This window comes from Achromobacter sp. 46006 (genome assembly GCF_059761975.1).
On sequence record NZ_JCBANN010000047.1, the window covers coordinates 15,260 to 33,027 of the forward strand.

Annotated in this window: 17 protein-coding genes and 1 pseudogene; 9 read left to right on the forward strand and 9 right to left on the reverse strand. The window is 65.3% G+C overall.

Annotated elements, in window-relative coordinates:
- Positions 1-34: 34 nt before the first annotated feature.
- The 6 genes from AC6LKG_RS19605 to AC6LKG_RS19630 form a co-directional block, all read right to left on the reverse strand.
- Positions 35-532, reverse strand: coding sequence for a nucleoside 2-deoxyribosyltransferase (locus tag AC6LKG_RS19605; protein ID WP_498167121.1), 498 nt, complete (start codon positions 530-532; stop codon positions 35-37).
- 4 nt (positions 533-536) lie between these two features.
- Positions 537-1,106 (reverse strand): flavin reductase family protein, encoded by a 570-nt coding sequence (locus AC6LKG_RS19610; protein ID WP_063583036.1) that lies wholly within the window; start codon positions 1,104-1,106, stop codon positions 537-539.
- Between the two features lie 11 nt (positions 1,107-1,117).
- Complete coding sequence (locus tag AC6LKG_RS19615; protein ID WP_498167123.1) at positions 1,118-1,570, reverse strand: nuclear transport factor 2 family protein; 453 nt, start codon at positions 1,568-1,570, stop codon at positions 1,118-1,120.
- A 161-nt stretch (positions 1,571-1,731) separates the two neighbouring features.
- A complete protein-coding gene (locus tag AC6LKG_RS19620) occupies positions 1,732-2,343 on the reverse strand; it encodes an NAD(P)-dependent oxidoreductase (protein WP_498167126.1) in 612 nt (203 codons plus the stop codon).
- A 164-nt stretch (positions 2,344-2,507) separates the two neighbouring features.
- Entirely contained in the window at positions 2,508-3,434 is a 927-nt protein-coding gene (panE, locus tag AC6LKG_RS19625) for a 2-dehydropantoate 2-reductase (RefSeq protein ID WP_498167129.1), read from the reverse strand.
- Positions 3,435-3,661: 227 nt separating this feature from the next.
- Positions 3,662-4,576, reverse strand: coding sequence for a rhodanese-like domain-containing protein (locus AC6LKG_RS19630; RefSeq protein WP_498167132.1), 915 nt, complete (start codon positions 4,574-4,576; stop codon positions 3,662-3,664).
- Between the two features lie 449 nt (positions 4,577-5,025).
- On the opposite strand from AC6LKG_RS19630, the gene AC6LKG_RS19635 reads away from it, so the two are divergent.
- The 9 genes and pseudogenes from AC6LKG_RS19635 to AC6LKG_RS19675 all read left to right on the forward strand — a co-directional run.
- Complete coding sequence (locus AC6LKG_RS19635; RefSeq protein WP_498167135.1) at positions 5,026-6,057, forward strand: BMP family protein; 1,032 nt, start codon at positions 5,026-5,028, stop codon at positions 6,055-6,057.
- Entirely contained in the window at positions 6,054-7,583 is a 1,530-nt protein-coding gene (locus tag AC6LKG_RS19640) for an ABC transporter ATP-binding protein (protein ID WP_498167137.1), read from the forward strand. The genes AC6LKG_RS19635 and AC6LKG_RS19640 overlap by 4 nt, the downstream gene beginning before the upstream one ends.
- A 31-nt stretch (positions 7,584-7,614) precedes the next feature.
- Positions 7,615-8,688, forward strand: coding sequence for an ABC transporter permease (locus AC6LKG_RS19645; protein ID WP_020925735.1), 1,074 nt, complete (start codon positions 7,615-7,617; stop codon positions 8,686-8,688).
- 10 nt (positions 8,689-8,698) lie between these two features.
- Positions 8,699-9,649 (forward strand): ABC transporter permease, encoded by a 951-nt coding sequence (locus AC6LKG_RS19650; RefSeq protein WP_054418758.1) that lies wholly within the window; start codon positions 8,699-8,701, stop codon positions 9,647-9,649.
- A gap of 16 nt (positions 9,650-9,665) precedes the next feature.
- Positions 9,666-10,940: an amidohydrolase family protein gene (locus tag AC6LKG_RS19655; RefSeq protein ID WP_498167140.1), complete on the forward strand. Its 1,275-nt coding sequence runs from the start codon at positions 9,666-9,668 to the stop codon at positions 10,938-10,940.
- A gap of 13 nt (positions 10,941-10,953) precedes the next feature.
- Complete coding sequence (locus tag AC6LKG_RS19660; protein WP_498167149.1) at positions 10,954-11,172, forward strand: type VI immunity family protein; 219 nt, start codon at positions 10,954-10,956, stop codon at positions 11,170-11,172.
- A 115-nt stretch (positions 11,173-11,287) separates the two neighbouring features.
- Positions 11,288-11,650: a hypothetical protein gene (locus tag AC6LKG_RS19665; RefSeq protein ID WP_049070384.1), complete on the forward strand. Its 363-nt coding sequence runs from the start codon at positions 11,288-11,290 to the stop codon at positions 11,648-11,650.
- Complete coding sequence (locus tag AC6LKG_RS19670) at positions 11,650-12,282, forward strand: ATPase (protein ID WP_063580940.1); 633 nt, start codon at positions 11,650-11,652, stop codon at positions 12,280-12,282. The genes AC6LKG_RS19665 and AC6LKG_RS19670 overlap by 1 nt, the downstream gene beginning before the upstream one ends.
- 226 nt (positions 12,283-12,508) lie before the next feature.
- Positions 12,509-12,811: pseudogene (locus AC6LKG_RS19675) on the forward strand (amidohydrolase family protein); the annotation flags it as partial.
- A gap of 973 nt (positions 12,812-13,784) precedes the next feature.
- Here the strand turns inward: AC6LKG_RS19675 and AC6LKG_RS19680 are convergent.
- From AC6LKG_RS19680 to AC6LKG_RS19690, 3 genes are all read right to left on the reverse strand, one after another.
- Positions 13,785-14,102 (reverse strand): MafI2 family immunity protein, encoded by a 318-nt coding sequence (locus AC6LKG_RS19680; protein WP_169537794.1) that lies wholly within the window; start codon positions 14,100-14,102, stop codon positions 13,785-13,787.
- Positions 14,099-16,369 carry a hemagglutinin repeat-containing protein gene (locus AC6LKG_RS19685; protein ID WP_498167142.1) on the reverse strand — a complete coding sequence of 757 codons (2,271 nt, stop codon included), beginning with the start codon at positions 16,367-16,369 and terminating at the stop codon, positions 14,099-14,101. The genes AC6LKG_RS19680 and AC6LKG_RS19685 overlap by 4 nt, the downstream gene beginning before the upstream one ends.
- Before the next feature lie 799 nt (positions 16,370-17,168).
- Entirely contained in the window at positions 17,169-17,768 is a 600-nt protein-coding gene (locus AC6LKG_RS19690) for an immunity 42 family protein (protein WP_498167143.1), read from the reverse strand.

The window sequence follows — 17,768 nt, forward strand, 5'->3', positions numbered from 1 at the left end:
TGACGGCGGGCGCCGACGGCCCGCCGCTGGCGCGCTAACCGAGCGCCATGCGCGCCAGGCAGTCGGCCGCGTCGCCCACCACGATGCGGGCGCTGCACGCCAGCATCAGGTTCAGGTTCAAGCCGAAGTCCTCCACCGTGCAGCCCTGCGCGTCCACCGCGCGCGCCGCATCGTCGGCGGCCACGCCCACGGCGACCTGCTCACGCACGCTGCCGGCCTGCGACGTATAGCCCCACACCGGCTTGCCCAACGCGATGGCGTAGCCGACCTCGAAGGCCGTGCCCGAATCGGGTTCGGCGCCACGGAACGGGTTGAGGTTGGCCATCACCAGGTCGGCGCGCTGGATCATCGCCGCGTTGGCCTGGTAGATCCATTGCGCCAGCGCGGCGCCGGACAGACCGGCCGGCGGCGTGTTGTCGAGCGGGTAGAGCCCCTCGAAGCCATGCGCGGCCGCCAGCGCCTTGAGCCGCTCGCCGTGCGCCACCGCGTCGGGCAGGAACACATCGAAGCCGGCAAGGTAGACGCGGCGCATGGGCTTACTCCGGATCGGCAACCGAGAACGCTTCGCCGGTGGCGAAGAACGAACCGCCCGCGACGTAATGCACCGAGCGGCGCGCGTCGTCATTGAAGTGCCAGCGGTTGCCGGAGAACACGTCGGGCGCGGCCCAGGCGGCCACCACCTCGCCGATGAACAGGTCGTAGGCCTGCTGGTTGTGCGGTTCGGGCACCACCTTGCATTCGAGCCAGCCCAGGCAGCCTTCGACCAGCGGCGCGCCGATCTTGCTGGCGGCGAAGGTGGCCAGGCCGCTGGCCTTGAACTTGTCTTCGTCGCGCCCCGAATGCGAGCCGACCTGCAGGGTGGCCTGCGCCTGCGCGCGCGACGGAATGCACAGCGCGAATTCGCCGGAGGCTTCGATCAGCGTGCGCGTATGGGTGTTCTTGTCCACCACCACCAGCATCTTGGGCGGGCTGAAATCCAGCGGCATGGCCCAGGCGGCGGCCATGACGTTGCGCTCGGCGCCGTGGGCGCTGGTGACCAGCACGGTGGGGCCGTGGTTCAGCAGCAGGTAGGCGCGCGGCAGGTCGACGGGTTCGATGGCGGACATGAGCAGCCTGTTCAGAACATGGTGTTCTTGTTGGCGGGGTTATCGGGGATTTCCTGGCTGACGTCCCAGTGCTCGACGATCTTGCCGTTCTCGACCCGGAAGATGTCGACCACGGCCTGCCCGCGGTCTTCGGGGGATTCGCGCCACAGGTTGTGGATCATCACCAGGTCGCCCTCGGCGATGACGCGCTTGATGTCGACCGTGGCCTGCGGATGCTGCTCGAAGTAATGCGGGAAGAAATCCACCATCGGCTCGACGCCGTCGCGCATGTAGGGGTTGTGCTGGATGTAGTTCTTGCCGACATACAGGCGCACCGCCTCGTCGATCTCGCGGTCCTGGAACATCATGCGGAAAAACGCCAGCACGATGTCCTTGTTGGACTGCGGCGCGGCGGCCTGTACCGGCGCCACACAGCTGGCGGCCAGCAGCAGGCAAAGGGCCAACGATTTGAACTTCATGCTCATACTGACTACTCGAGGATCGTGACGCCGGCTGGCGGTTTGCCAGTTTACAAACAAAACCAGCCAATTCGACCCTGCCGCCATTGCGGCTTTCGCCGGAAAAATGGCGCGGCCCCTTGGGTCCAAGGAGCCGCGTCGGGCGATCCAGGGCGGGGCGGACGGAATCAGTAGCCCACGGTGAAACGGCGGCGCGAGTGCTTGGGCGTCTCGATCTCGTCGGCCAGGGCGATGGCGTAGTCTTCCATCGATATCCAGCTCTTGCCGCCGGCATCGACCAGCAGGCTGTCATCGCCAAGGCGGAATGTGCCGGTGCGCTCGCCCGGCTCGAACAGCGCCGCCGGCGACAGGAAGGTCCAGTTCAGCACGTTTTCCTGGCGCAGCGTGTCCAGGAACACCACACCGGCGCGCGCCTCGGGCTTGTAGGCGTCGGGAAATTCCGGCGTGTCGATCAGCATCTTGCCGGGCGCCACTTCCAGGCTGCCGGCGCCGCCGACCACCAGCAGGCGCGGCACGCCGGCATTTTTCACGGCGGCCAGCAGCGGCTTGGCGTCGACCGACACGAAGCGCGAGGCGCTGACCACGGCGTCATGGCCCTTGAGCAGCGGCGTCAGCGCCTGCGGGTCGGTGGCGTCGCCCTGCTGGACGGTCAGGCCGGGCAGGGCGTTGACGTCGCCCGGGTTGCGGGCGATGCCCGTGACCTGGTGGCCGCGCTTGAGCAGCTCGTCCGCCACGCGCGAGCCGACGCGGCCCGTGATTCCGATCAATGCGATTTTCATGGTGTTGCTCCTGGTAGGTGGGCCCCGGACGATGGCCGCGACAGGCGGCGCTGCGTGGTCCGGGGCACAGGCAAACCCATACTATTCGGCCGGATCGGATCCCGGAACCCACGGGCGCGGAAGAGTTTTTTGCAATCCGTGCACCAATGGGCCCAGGCACGCCCTCAGGCAGCGGCGCGCTGCGCCTGGTAGACCTGCAAATGCGTGTAGGCCGTGCGCAGCGTGGTGGAATCCACCCCCAGCGTGCGCGCGCGCCGCACCATGTCGCCGACGATGTGGTCGGCCTCGACCGGCAGACCCTGGCGCAGGTCGCGGAACATCGAGGCGGTCATGGCCTGGGACGGATCGGTCAGGATCTTGAGCGCGTTGGCGTCGGCCTCGGGCCGCACCGCGTGGCCGCTGGCGGCGGCAACCGCCTGCGATTCGCGCAACAGGCCGCGCACAATGTCGGCGCCGTCGTCGGTGGCGGCGATCTGGCCGACCGTGCCGCGCATCAGGCAGGTGGCGGCGGCCAGCGTCGTCAGGAACACGTATTTTTCCCAGATGTCCTGATGGATGTCCTCGCTCAGGCGGCTGACGTATTCGCCGCCGGCCAGGGCCTCGGCCAGCGCCTCGCAGCGCGCGCTATGGGCAGGCCCGGCGCGTTCGCCGAAGACGATGCTGGCGTGCTTGCCCAGGTGGATCACCTGGCCTTCGGGGCCGAGCGTGGCGTTGATCTGGCACAGCCCGCCCAATACCCGGTGCGGCCCGAATTCGCGGTCCAGCACGTCGTATTGCAGCACGCCGTTCATGATCGGCAGCACCGCGGTGTCGGGGCCCACGGCGGGGCGGATGGCGTCGATGGCGCTTTGCAGGTCATAGGCCTTGCAGCTGAGCACCACCACGTCGTAGAAGCCCGTCAGCGTGTCGGCGGTGGCCAATTGCGGCTGCAGCGTGGCGTCGCCGAACGGGCTTTCGATGCGCAGCCCCTGTTCGCGCAGGCGCGCGGCGCGGGCCTCGCGCACCAGGAAGGTCACGTCGGCGCCCGCCTGGGCGGCGCGGCCGCCAAAATAGCCGCCGGTTCCGCCGGCGCCCAAGAACAACAACTTCATGCCTGTCTCCCTGGCCCGTCAAAGGCGCGGGCCGATGGCGCCATTATGCGCCCGTGGCGGCGCCGGGCGCGGACCGAAACCGCGCGGGCGCCCATGGCCCGGACAGACGCCGGCGCGGTCCGCCAAAGGCCCGCATCCAGGTGGGTGGAGGTAGAGGGGAACGATCGCGGGCCGATCGCCCGCGCGGCGCGCGACCGGTGGCCGCCGTCACGCCCCCGGGCACGATGTCAGGCCGGGTACGCGTGGCGCGCCCAGGCTTCGTAGCCGCCGCGCAGCGCCCAGGTCTTGGGGTAGCCGGCGGCGCGCAGCCGCGCGGCCAGCATCGCGGCCGAGACTTCGTTGGGGCAGGCGCAATAGACCACGATGTCGGCCTCTTCGCTGCCCGCTTCCAGCGCCGGCAGCGGCGCGCGCAGGTCGACGGCGATGGCGCCGGGGATGCGGTCTGCCTCGCGCGCCGCCTCGGGCCGCACGTCGAACACCAGCGCCTGGCGGCCATCCTGGCGCCACTGCATCAGCTCGTCCACCGACAGCCGCGGAATCACGCGCAGATTGCGCTTGAGGATCCAGCGCCGCAGACCGCGCGCGCTGATGTACAGCGCCAGCACCGCCGCCAGCAGGGCCAGCCCCATGGGGCCGTAGGTGCCAAGCACGTCCAGCACGTCGTTGACCACGCCCTGGAACAAGCCGCCCAGCAGCAGCGCCGATCCCGCCCAGATCATGGCGCCCACCAGGTCATAGGCCAGGAAACGGCGGTACGGCGTGCCGGTCAGGCCGGCCATCACGGTGGACAGGGCGCCGGCGCCGGGCAGGAACTTGCAGACCAGCAGGGCGCGCACGCCGATGCGCAGATACAGGCGCTGGGTCTGGCGGATGCAGGAGTCCTGCGACAGCGACATCCTGCAGATCACGCCCAGCAGGCGCGAGCCGTAGCGCTGGCCGGCCGCGTACCAGAGCGAGTCCGCCAGCAGGCAGGCGCAGGTGGCCGCCAGCCACGGCACCAGCCAGCCGGCCGCGCCGGCCAGGGCGCCGGCGGCGATCAGCATGGGATAGGCGGGCACGGGCAGACCCGCCTGCTCGACCAGCACGTTGGCGAAGACCAGCCAGCCGCCGTACTGCTCGAGCAGCAATTGAATGTCTTGCATGATGGATTCCGGCTTGCCGCGCACGGGCGCGGCGCTATGCGGGGAATTTTAGGCCCGCGGCCGCGCCGATGGCCGCCTGGCGATAGACCTCCAGGGCCTTTCGGGCCCATTTCAGCCGCAACGGGCTGTTCCACCCGCAAAGTGTCCACGCACCGCAACGGTGCGCACCATGCCGGTGCCACGTTTCCCCGCCGGGGTGCCTATAATCCCGCCCGGCCATCCGGATTCCCCCGACTTGCCGCGGGAATGCCGCATGGCATACAACTTGCTTCGCCAGGACTGGCCGCGAACCCGCCCATTCGGATGGGACGCGCCGCCCGGCGCGCCCCCCATCCGATGACCGATCCCACGCCCTCGACCCCGCCCGCCCACGCGTGCCGCGCCGCGACGCCCGGACATCGCCGCCATCTCCCCCACTTCCGTTCCATCCTCGCGAAGGAGACTCCCGCATGAAATCCTTTTCCCTCCCGGCCGCCGGCGGTATCGCCCGCCGCAGCCTGCTGAAGCTGGCCGCCGCCACCGCCGGCGCGCTGCTGCTGTCGGCCGGCGCCCAGGCCCAGGCGCCCGCCAAGACCAAGGTTGCCGCCATCTACACGGTGCCGGTGGAACAGCAATGGGTGTCGCGCATCCACAAGGCGCTGACCGCCGCGCGCGACCGGGGTGAAATCGAATACACCTTTTCGGAGAACGTCACCAACGCCGACTACGAGCGCGTCATGCGCCAGTACGCCGAGCAGGGCAACAAGCTGGTGGTGGGCGAGGCCTTCGCGGTCGAAGCCGCGGCCCGCAAGGTGGCCAAGGACTACCCGCAGACCGCCTTCCTGATGGGTTCCTCGGGCAAGCCGCAGCAGCCCAACTTCTCGGTGTTCGACAACTACATCCAGGAACCGGCCTACCTGACCGGCATGATCGCCGGCGGCATGAGCAAGAGCGGCAAGATCGGCCTGGTGGGCGGCTACCCCATCCCCGAAGTGAACCGCCTGATGCAGGCCTTCATCGAAGGCGCCAAGGAAATCAACCCCAAGGCCGAGTTCACCGTGACCTTCATCGGCTCGTGGTTCGATCCCCCGAAGGCCAAGGAAGCCGCCTTCGCCATGATCGACAAGGGCGCGGACGTGCTGTACGCCGAGCGCTTCGGCGTGTCGGACGCCGCCAAGGAACGCGGCAAGCTGGCCATCGGCAACGTCATCGACACCCAGCCGCAGTACCCCGAGACCGTGGTGGCCTCGGCGCTGTGGAGCATGGAGCCGACCATCGACGAGGCGCTCAAGCAAGTCAAGGCCGGCACGTTCAAGGCCGCCGACTTCGGCCAGTACTCGCTGATGAAATACAAGGGTTCGTCGCTGGCGCCGCTGGGCACCTTCGAAAACAAGATCCCGGCCGACCTGATCGCCAAGGTGCAGGCCAAGCAGAAGGCCATCCTGGACGGCAGCTTCAGCGTGCAGGTCAACGACAAAGAACCCAAGTCGTCGGCACGATGAACCAAGCGCCTCTCGCCCTGCGGCTGGCAGGGATCACCAAACGCTTCGGCAGCCTGACGGCCAATGACGATGTCTCGCTGACGCTGGCGCAAGGCGAAGTGCTGGCCCTGCTGGGCGAGAACGGCGCCGGCAAGTCGACCCTGGTGTCGATCCTGTTCGGCCACTACGTGGCCGACGCCGGCAGCATCGAAGTCTTCGGCCAGCCGCTGCCCCCGGGCCGCCCCGACGCCGCGCTGGCGGCGGGGGTCGGCATGGTGCACCAGCACTTCACGCTGGCCGACAACCTGACCGTGCTGGACAACATCATGGTCGGCACCGAATCGCTGTGGAAGCTGGCCTCGGGCCGCGGCCAGGCGCGCCGCCGCCTGGTGGAACTGGGCCAGCGCTTCGGCCTGGGCGTGGATCCGGACGCGCGCGTGGGCAGCCTGTCGGTGGGCGAGAAGCAGCGCGTCGAGATCCTCAAGGCGCTGTACCGCGGCGCCAAGGTGCTGATCCTGGACGAGCCCACCGCCGTCCTCACGCCGCAGGAAGTGCAGGACCTGTTCGCCACGCTGCGCGGCTTCGTCGACGAGGGCCTGGCCGTCATCTTCATTTCGCACAAGCTGGACGAGGTCATGGCCGTGTCGCGCCGCGTCGCGGTGCTGCGCCAGGGCAAGCTGGTGGCCGAGCGCGAGACCGCCGCCACCACGCCGGCCGAGCTGGCCGAGCTGATGGTGGGCCGCAAGGTCGCCATGCCGCACGCCGAAGCCATGGCGGCGGCCGGCCAGGCCGCGCCGGTAGTGACGCTGTCGCAGGTCACCGTGCGCGACCCGCGCGGCGGCGCGCCGCGCCTGGACAGCCTGGACCTGGTGGTGCACAAGCATGAGATCGTGGCCATCGCCGGCGTCGCCGGCAACGGCCAGCAGGCGCTGGTGTCGGTGTTGACCGGCCTGCGCCAGCCGGCCGACGGCACCATCCGCCTGGGCCCCGAACACGCCGCCGCGCCCACCACGCCGGCCGGCTGGACCGCCGCGCACGTGGGCCGCATTCCCGAGGACCGCCACGGCGAAGGCATGATCGGCGACAGCCCGCTGTGGGAAAACGCCATCGTCGAAGACCTGAAGGACCCGCGCTTCTCGCGCTTCGGGCTGATCCGCGCCAAGGCCGGCCGCGCCTATGCGGCGGCGCTGGCCAAGCAGTTCGACGTGCGCGCCGCCTCGCTGGATGTGCGCACCCGCAGCCTGTCGGGCGGCAACATGCAGAAGCTGATCCTGGGCCGCACCCTGGCGCGCGAACCGCGCTTCATCGTCGCCGACCAGCCCACCTGGGGCCTGGACATCGGCGCGGTGGCCTACGTGCGCGAACAGCTGCTGGCCGCGCGCCGGCGCGGCGCCGGCATCCTGCTGGTGTCGGAAGACCTGGAAGAGATCTTCGCGCTGGCCGACCGCATCGCGGTGCTGTGCGGCGGCAAGCTGGTCGCCGACAAGCCCGTCGCGCAATGGACGCCCGCCAGCGTCGGCCTGGCCATGACGGGCACGCGCGCCTGACGCCAAGCCCCCTCTACTGAGCATTTCTCGAATGAAACTGATCCTGGAACGCCGCCCCGAGCCCAGCCGCACCGCGCTGGCCCTGGCCCCGATCGCGGCCATCCTCTTTACGCTGGCGGTGTGCACGCTGCTGGTGGCCTGGGCCGGCGCGCCGGTGGGCCGCACCTACGCGCTGCTGTTCGAAGGCGCGTTCGGCTCCAAATTCGCGCTGTCCGAGACCCTGACGCGCGCCACGCCGCTGATGCTGACCGGCCTGGCCTGCGCCGTGGCGTTTCGCGCGCGCTTCTACAACATCGGCGCCGAAGGCCAGCTATACCTGGGCGCGCTGGCCGCGGTGGCGGTGGGCGGCCTGCACGACGGCACCGGCTTCGACCTGCCCCTGCCGGCGCTGTTCGGCGGCATGATGCTGGCGGCGGCGCTGGCCGGCGCCTTGCTGCTGCTGATCCCGGCGCTGCTCAAGACGCGCCTGGGCGTGGACGAGGTGGTGACCACGCTGCTGGGCAACTTCATCGTGCTGCTGTTCGTCTCGATGATGCTGGACGGCCCCATGAAAGACCCGATGGCGATGGGCTGGCCGCAATCGGTGGCGCTCAACCCCGACCTGGAGCTGGGCAAGCTGATCGAGCGCACCCGCGCCCACACCGGCCTGCTGTGGGCCGCCGGCCTGGCGCTGGGCCTGTGGCTGCTGAACCGCTACACCGTGTTCGGCTTCCAGATGCGCGCGGTCGGCGCCAACGCGCACGCCTCGCGCTTCCTGGGCCTGCCGGTCAACCGCGTGATGCTGGGCACGGCCATGCTGTCGGGCGCGCTGGCCGGACTGGCCGGCGCCATCGAGGTGGCCGGCCGCACCGGCTACGTCACGCTCGACATGTCGCCGGGCTACGGCTACACCGGCGTGGTGGTGGCCATGCTGGCCGGCCTGCACCCGCTGGGCGTGATCCTGGCCAGCATCTTCGTGGCCGGCATGCTGGTGGGCGCGGACAGCATGAGCCGCGCCATCGCGGTGCCGAACTACATCGCCGACGTCATCGTCGCCACGTCGTTGCTCGCCATGCTGGTCGCGACGCTGTTCGCGCAGTACCGCCTGCGCCGCAACCGGGCTTGAGGAGCACGCCATGGAATGGATGGATCTGTTGAGTTCCGCGGCCTTTTGGGTCGCGGTGTTGCGGCTGGCGACGCCGCTGATCCTGGGCACGCTGGGCGTGCTGCTGTGCGAGCGCGCCGGCGTATTGAACCTGGGCATCGAAGGCATCATGGCCGCCGGCGCCTTCACCGGCTGGCTGGTGGTGTACCTGGGCGCGCCGCTGTACGTGGGCGTGCTGGCCGCCGCGCTGGCGGGTGCCGTGTTCGGCCTGCTGCACGCGGTGCTGACGGTGCCGCTGGGCCTGTCGCAGCACGTCTCGGGCCTGGGCGTGACGCTGCTGGCCACCAGCCTGAGCTACTTCGCCTACCGCGTCACCTTCCCCAGCGTGAACACGCCGCCCACCATCACGCCGTTCGCCGAAATGAAATTCCTGGACGGCATTCCGCTGATCGGCCCGGTGCTGGCCGGGCAGACGCCGATGACGCTGCTGGCGCTGGCCGCGGTGCCGATCCTGGCCTGGGTGCTGAACCGCACCCCGGTGGGCCTGGCGATCCGCATGGTGGGCGAGAACCCCGCCGCCGCCGAGGGCCAGGGCCTGTCGGTAACGAAACTGCGGATGGGCGCCATCGTCGCCGGCTCGGCGCTGATGGGCGTGGCCGGCAGCTTCCTCACGCTGGCGGCCTTCAACGCCTTCTTCTTCAACATGGTCAACGGCCGCGGCTGGGTCTGCGTGGCGCTGGTGGTGTTCGCCTCGTGGCGGCCTGGCAAGGCGCTGCTGGGCGCGTTGATCTTCGCCTTCTTCGACGCGCTGCAACTGCGGCTGCAGCAGGGCGGGGCGGCGCTGCCGGGGCTGCCCGAGCTGCCCTATCAGGTCTACCTGATGCTGCCCTATATTCTGTCCATCCTGGCCCTGGTGGTGATGGCGCGCCGCGCCGCCTACCCGCAGGCCCTGATGAAGCCCTACCGCAAGGGCGAACGGTGATCCACAAGGTTTGACTATGCTCGATCTGATCCTCAAGAACTGCACGCTGCCGGACGGCCGCCAGCACATCGACATCGGCGTGGCCCAGGGCCGCATCGTGGCGCTCGAACCGGCGCTGAAGGCCGAGGCCGCGCAGACCATCGACGCCGCCGGCCAACTGGTGACCTCGCCGTTCGTCGACGCCCACTTCCACATGGACTCGACCCTGTCGTTCGGCCTGCCGCGCGTGAACCAATCGGGCACGCTGCTCGAAGGCATCGCGCTGTGGGGTGAACTCAAGCCGCTGCTGACGCAGGAAGCGCTGGTCGAGCGCGCGCTGGCCTATTGCGACTGGGCGGTGGCGCGCGGCCTGCTGGCGATCCGCTCGCACGTCGACGTGTGCGATCCGCGCCTGCTGGCGGTGGAAGCGCTGCTGCACGTGCGCGAGCAGGTCAAGCCGTACCTGGACCTGCAACTGGTCGCCTTCCCGCAAGACGGCGTGCTGCGCGCGCCGGGCGCGCTCGACAACCTGAGGCGCGCGCTGGACATGGGCGTGGACGTGGTCGGCGGCATTCCGCACTTCGAGCGCACCATGCAGGACGGCGCCGAATCGGTGCGCATCCTGTGCGAACTGGCGGCCGAGCGCGGCCTGCGCGTGGACATGCACTGCGACGAAAGCGACGACCCGCTGTCGCGCCACATCGAGACGCTGGCCTATCACACGCAGCGCCTGGGCCTGCAGGGCCGCGTCACGGGCTCGCACCTGACCTCGATGCACTCGATGGACAACTACTACGTGTCCAAGCTGATCCCGCTGATGCGCGAGGCCGGCGTGTCGGCCATCGCCAACCCGCTCATCAACATCACGCTGCAGGGCCGTCACGACACCTACCCGAAGCGCCGCGGCATGACCCGCGTGCCCGAGCTGCTGGCCGCCGGCGTGCCGGTGGCCTTCGGCCACGACTGCGTGATGGACCCGTGGTACAGCCTGGGTTCGGGCGACATGCTGGAAGTGGCGCACATGGGCCTGCACGTGGCGCAGATGACCGGCCAGGACGCCATGCGCGCCTGTTTCCAGGCCGTCACGGCCACGCCGGCGAAGATCCTGGGCCTGGACGAGACCGGGCTGGAAGTGGGCAAGCGCGCCGACATGGTACTGCTGCAGGCCCGCGACCCGGTCGAAGCGCTACGCCTGCGCGCCACGCGCCTGATGGTGCTGCGCGCCGGGGAGGTCGTGGCGACGACGCCGCCGGCCACGGCGACCTTGAACCTGCCGGGGCGGCCGGGGCAGGTGAGTTTTCAGGTGCGCTGAGGATGTAGGGGGACTGGCCCATGGCGGCTTCGGCTTTGTGCTGCCCCCCTCCGAATGGCACAGCGACCAACCGACGGAAGCCTTTGCGTCAGAACAGGCCCGCGGCGTTGACTTGGGGGCACCGGTATTCTCTGCCATGGTGCGCAAACCCGACACGCTCAAGACGATGTCTTGGCTCACTGCAATCAATCGCGACATGGTGACGCGGCGCGGTTTATCCGGCCCCATATAAGAAAAGGGCGGCATGAGCGGCCCAAGAGGGCAATTAGTGATAAAAGGCCAAAAAGGGTAAAATTGACCAAGAGGCCATCAAGGCCGATTCGAAAGCCCTCGTTGGGAGAACGATCATGGCTGCTTCCGCATTGCTCGCTGAACCTATCGCCCGCCTGCCGGCGAAGCCTGCTTCGGCAGTCAAGAAGGACGGCTGGCGGGGTGTCGTCCGCAGTCTTGCCGCCGCCGAAGGAAAGCTCGTCGTCACAAACCACGATGAGCCGGAGGCCGTGATCATGACGGTGGCCGAGTACACACGCATCATAGACGCGCTGAACGCTGCCCAGGCCGCCGTGCCGGACCCGGTCGAAGAGCTGCGCCGCAGCTTCGATCAACGACTTGCCGCGCTGTCCGCCCCCGACGCGGCTGAGCGCCTGCGAAGCGTTATGCGCAACCCAGGCCCGTTGGCTGGCCGAGTTAAGGCCGGCTCCACGTTTTGATGGAACGCCCAATTCTGTATGTGCTGGCGGGAGTGAATGGCGCCGGCAAAAGCTCAGTGGGCGGCCATATCCTGACTCAGGCCGGCATGGCCTGGTTCAACCCTGACACCTTCGCTCGAGAGCTTGTACAGCGCTTGGGCCGGTCCCAAGATCAGGCCAATGCGGAAGCGTGGGCGGAAGGGGTGCGGCGGCTGGACGCGGCAGTCGCGGCGGGCGGGTCGTTCGCCTTCGAAACCACCCTGGGCGGCCAGACCATCGTGGAAAAGCTCATCGCCGCGGCGTCGACCCACGATGTGCTGGTCTGGTACTGCGGCCTGCGCGACGCCGAGCACCATATTGCGCGTGTGCAAGCCCGGGTGGCGCGCGGTGGCCACGACATCCCCGAAGAACGCATCCGCGAGCGCTGCAAGACGTCCTACCGCAATCTGCTGAAATTGATGCCGCACCTGGTCAGTCTGCGGGTCTACGACAACAGCGTGGACGTGGAGCCTGGCGAGGCCGTACCTGAGCCGGCTCTGGCCCTCTACGTGGACGATGGCCAGGTGCTCTATCCCACTTCGCTAGCGGAGATGCGGGACACGCCCGATTGGGCGAAGCCGCTCGTTGAGGCCTCGTTGTCGGCCAGCGAGTAGCGCAGCCTGAACGCAGCGCAGACATAAGGGGAACAGGGGCGTAAACGGACACGGGACCGGCCCGGACCCAGGCGTGGATCAGATCAAGGCGGCCGCGCACAGGGGCGCTGATTGCTCAACGTGTAATTGCGCGCTCAACTTATCCAACGTGCCCACTACTAGCGATAGGAACGGGTCCGAGAAGTCGGGCTGCACGCCGTGACATTCCGTCAGCAGGCGCAATAGCGGACGAATCGTGGCGCAGATGACCGGGCAGGACGCCATGCGCGCCTGTTTCCAGGCCGTCACGGCCACGCCGGCGAAGATCCTGGGCCTGGACGAGACTGGGCTGGAAGTGGGCAAGCGCGCCGATATGGTGCTGCTGCAGGCCCGCGACCCGGTCGAGGCGCTGCGCCTGCGCGCAACGCGCCTGATGGTGCTGCGCGCCGGGGAGGTCGTGGCGACGACGCCGCCGGCCACGGCGACCTTGAACCTGCCGGGGCGGCCGGGGCAGGTGAGTTTTCAGGTGCGCGAGAGAGTGGAGGCATGAATTGCACCGATGGGACGCGTGGCGTTGCTGATGCCATGCCTGCGGCACGGCTCGGCGACCGGGCCTGCGCGGCTTCAAGTCCTCCTTGTTAATGGCGCAGCTGCTGCAGCGATAAGGTCATTAGCAGTGCACCCGCCGAAATGCTGACGAGCGGCCGCCGATCCTTTCGCATTAAATTACTTGAAAACATCAGGTATCCGTTCTTTTTGTCTTTCCCAAGACCAATCTTTTGGCTTCTTGTCTGTATGAAACCATTCCTTCCCTCTCGCTAACCAAGCGTTTCTAAACCTTACGATCCCTGCAATGGTGGCGTCTTCATAGCCAAACTCCACCCCACAGCAAGAGCATATTTCAAACGTTGGCACACGCCCATCCTCCCCATATTGGGGATAGGGTTGTTCCAAACCACAAACACGGCAAAGAAATAATCCAGATTGGTTGAATAACCATGTTGCTTAGGATCAGGTCGGAACATTGTTCTAGGGGCACCATCCGCAGCTTTAACCGCAAAAGTATTCGTTGCCTGATCATAGAACAGCGTGTCTCCATTCGTACGCGTCTTGGTGAGAACATTCGCCGGAGGCTTGCTGACAAGTATTCGGTGGTACGTCTTTTGCACCTCCAAGAGTCGACGCCTTACTGGAGCCAACAGCGCCCACTGCCGCCGCTGCCCCTGCTACACTCGCCTTCGCTATCTCGTTCCACGCAAGCTGCTTGGCCTAATCGCCTCCCAGCAAAAGGTAATTCTTGATCGCAGTATTGCGATCCGCATCAAGCATTACCAACGCGGACAGCTTTAGAATCGACCACTCCTCCCATTCGGAAGCGCTCAGCCCACCGTCGCTACGCAGCTTTTCTTCCAAATTTGCAATTCGGCTGCTGTACTCCCCGAGCTGCGCCGTTGCTGCTTCTATTTCTGCCTTACAAACGTCCACGCTTGCGCACTGAGTCAACGCCTTTCGACTCCGATAGTCTAAATGTCAAAACACTCTCTGCGCCGGTATACAACCCTACCTACATCCGAAAGCCCCGGAAGGCGTTCACGTCCCACGATCAACTCAGATCTGCAGCTCAAACTAGAACTCTGATACGCCGTATATTGGCAGATAACATCCTCAATCTCATCAGCGTCCTCTTCGTTGCTCTCTTCAAGATAAAACTTCAATACCCACTCGCCGTCATCCCATAGCAATGCAACCATTCTAAAATTGGCTGATACTGCACCCACCAACGCTTGAGTGAGCATTAAAACTTGAAAATTCCATTCCTCCAACGCAGGTTGATTACTCATTTTTGACTCCAGTTTGGATTTGTAGGAACAATGCTCGGACTCTTTGTGCCCTTGATAATAAATACATTGGTTGCCTGATCAGCTATACCAACACCGAGATTAACATTAGTTCCAGTAACGCCCTCAAATCTGACTACTGGAAATCCCTGGGCATTTTTCCCTAGGATTTTCACTTGCCCGGCATGGTAAGCATCAAGCACTCTTTGAGCATCAGAGATGCTGTTTAAGAATCCACCGCCTCCCCGTGCCTCAAGCTGTTGAGTTCCAGCAATATGGCGAAGCTGCTTCTGGCTTATCTTGGTGGAGACATCAGGAAAATCTTTCGATGTAAGTACTCCTTTAGCACCTCCAAGAGCCGACGTCTTACTGGAGCCAACAGCGCCCACTGCCGCCGCAGCCCCTGCTACACCCGCCTTCGCTATCTCATTCCACACAAGCTGCTTGGCCTGATCGCCTCCCAGCAAAAGGTAATTCTTGATCGCAGCATTGCGATCCGTATCAAGCATTACCGACGCGGATATCTTTAGAATCGACCACTCATCCCACTCGGAAGCACTCAGCCCGCCGTCACTACGCAGCTTTTCTTCCAAATTCGCAATTCGGCTGTTGTACTCCCCGAGCCGAGCCGTTGCTGCATCTATTTCTGCTCGACAAACTTCCACGCTTGCGCACTGCGCCAACGCCTTTCTATTTCGATCGTCGATCTCCTTATACTTTTTCGCGACACGCCGTTCGCATTGCGTGTCGAACTTGCATTGCGCCTTTTCTTGAATTCGCGCTTGATGTTCCGGCACGCTCAAGGCGTTGTTTTCCGTCTCATTGATCGCTGCGAAAACCGCCTCGGCGCCAGACACGCCCGACGCTTCCGCAATCCCCGCCACCAGCGAACCGATCAGGTTGCGACGCAGCTCCTTCTCTTCCGGGGTCATCTTCGAGGCATCGCCCGCCAACAGCGCATTCAGCACCGCCCCGGAACCCGCGCCCAGCGCGCCCGCGCCGCAATCGCTGCCTTTGCCTGCCGCGCCCGCGCAACCCACGATCGCGTGCATGGCGGCGCGAGCCGTCTCCGCCATGGGGCCGTCGCCCAACGCCGAGACGATTTGCTTCACGTCGGATGCCGCCAATCCTTGCAGATAATTGACTGCGGTCGCCTGGATCGCGTCACCCGCCGCGCCGGTCACATTGCCGCTCACAGCCCCCAAGATCGCAGTCAGCCAGCGACGGCTCTCGCCACCCGGCCCCCACGTCTTCGCATCCTCAAAAGCTTGCTTTAATTGATCTCGACGCGGCCCCTCAGGCTCGTTCTTCAGCGCATCTTCCAGCGCCTTGGCTTGCCTGGCCCGAGTCTCCAGGAACTGCCCGACCTGCTTCTGAGCCTCCGACGCAATCTCGAACCCCGCCTCGATCTTCTCCTTGTCGAAGATCGGCTTGAGCGCATTCAACGTATCCGACGACGTGTCGCGATTCAGCGCGGCGACCGTTTTCGCCGCCGTCATCCCCCTCAAATCCTGCTGCGCAGCCTCATCGTGGATCACGACGCTGCCGCCGCTGATCGCGCTGCGCGTGGTCGAGCTGGCTTTGCCGGAAGCGCCCGCGACAACAGGCAGGCCTGCCGACGCCCCGCCCTTGTCGCCCGGTTCCTGCGCCTTGTCGGCGCCGCCCGCCGCCTGGCTGTTGGCGTTCGCGGCTACGTCCGCTTTGCCCGCGTCGCCTTTCTTGGGTGCGCCCCCGCCGTCGCCGCCCCAGCTATAGCCCCCGCTCAGGGCGATCTGGTCGGCCTTGTACCGGGCCGTGTTCTTTACCTCCCGAACATCCAGCGTGCCCGTGCCGAGCGCGTTTCGGCCTTCCAGCGCCGCGCGCTCGCTGCTGGATATCACCGCGCCGACCAAGGTCGTGTTTCGCGCGATATCCAGTTGGAAGCCGCCGTCGCCCGCCTTCAGGCCGGCCTGTTCGCTGGCGGATCGAAAGTCGCTGTTCATCCGGCCTTGGGCGACGTAGCCCGATACGGAACTCTTGCAGTAGCCGTACACGCAGATGTTGGCCTTGACGCCGATGCTTTGCTGCTTGGCGTCGTAGGTGCTGGCGTCCTGCAGGGTCTCCAGGCGCAAGTCCTCGCCCACCGACGCGATGATCCGGTCGGCCCGACCGGTCGCACCGACCAAGGAGGTGTCAGCGCCGGATCGCAACGCCAGCGTCTGTGCCAGCACAGGCGTCCAGACTTGTGCGATCAGCACCAGCCCAACAACGAGGGAACGCAGCGCAGACATAAGGGAACAGGGGCGTAAACGGACCCAGGCGTGGATCAGGTCAAGGCGGCCGCGTGCAGGGGCGCTGATTGCTCAACGTGTAATTGCGCGCTCAATTTATCCAGCGTCCCCCGCTACTAGCGATGGGAACGGGTCCGATAAGCCGGGCGGCACGCCGTGCTATTCCGTCGGCAGGCGCAATAGCGGACGAATCCCTTCGCCAGGGGCGCGGTATTAGATCGGCAGCATCCACGAGTGGGCATGACAACCAGACACGGCGACGAGACTAGAAGACTGTCCTACGCCAATGCCATATCTTCCATCCACAATTTTCATTGCGGACTTTCACTCTATCCAGAAAAGTGCTTTAGGCATAACGATACGATGCGCCACAAATGACTCAGGTCATTCAGCAGCCCGACATTTCACTTTTCAAGCGCGCGCATAAACTTTTCGACTTCAGCGGCATCAAGATCTCGATATTCTGAGATCAGGCTTGAACCACGCATGAATCTGACCATATCGCAATAAGCCGCGTATACCCATGGCAACGATCGCCAGACCATGCCCGGTGACCGCCGTCGAACCGAAGGCCGTGGACGCATTGCGATCAGTCGTGCTGCGGCTCTTGCCGGCGCCCAGGCTGAGCTTGATGCTGACACCACCTGCTTTGTCGATTGAATTGCTGATCTGGCGGGCGAGTTCGAAGCGGTTGCGCGTGTCCTGCTCGATGCGTTCGCCCCTGCACTCGGCTTGGGCTATATGGGATCACACAGGCAGCCTACCAAGAATAGGACGAAAACCCTTAATTCTTAAAAAATCAGGCCGATTCCGCCCCGCCTGGGATCGTTGACGAAATCAATTTCAAACCTTTTTTTCGCATTGCCAAATCATATTCCCTGACTTTCCTCACAATCTCCTTAACGGCATCAACGCTCATAAATACCTCAACCACCTCGGGATTTGGAATCCTTTCCCAGAAATTTCGGTCATCAGGGCCGGGCAGCAGCCTCGCCATTTTCGCGCCGATTATTCGAACAGTATCGTTGCATGCCACACAAAAAACATGACTCCTGAAATCTTCAATATTTACCGTTGACGCTTTATACAGAAATATATTACCAATGCCATCCAGATTTTCGACATCGTCGTGATAGTCCGGATATGCCAACTCAAACATTAAATTGAAGGCTTCTTCTTTACTCATTTTGAAGATTTCGCAATTTTCCGGTGGCGAAACTAATGCGCTATACCCCAAAAAATCACGAAGATCGACGTCTAGCGTTGAAGTAACCAGCTCATCCGGAAACATTTTTCCATCCAGCATGAAATGGAATAAACCGTACTTAAAGGTTTCGGTGCTCCATTCCGGAACATATTCAATCAACACAGCAAATTCGTAAGGATTGCCAAAAATCAA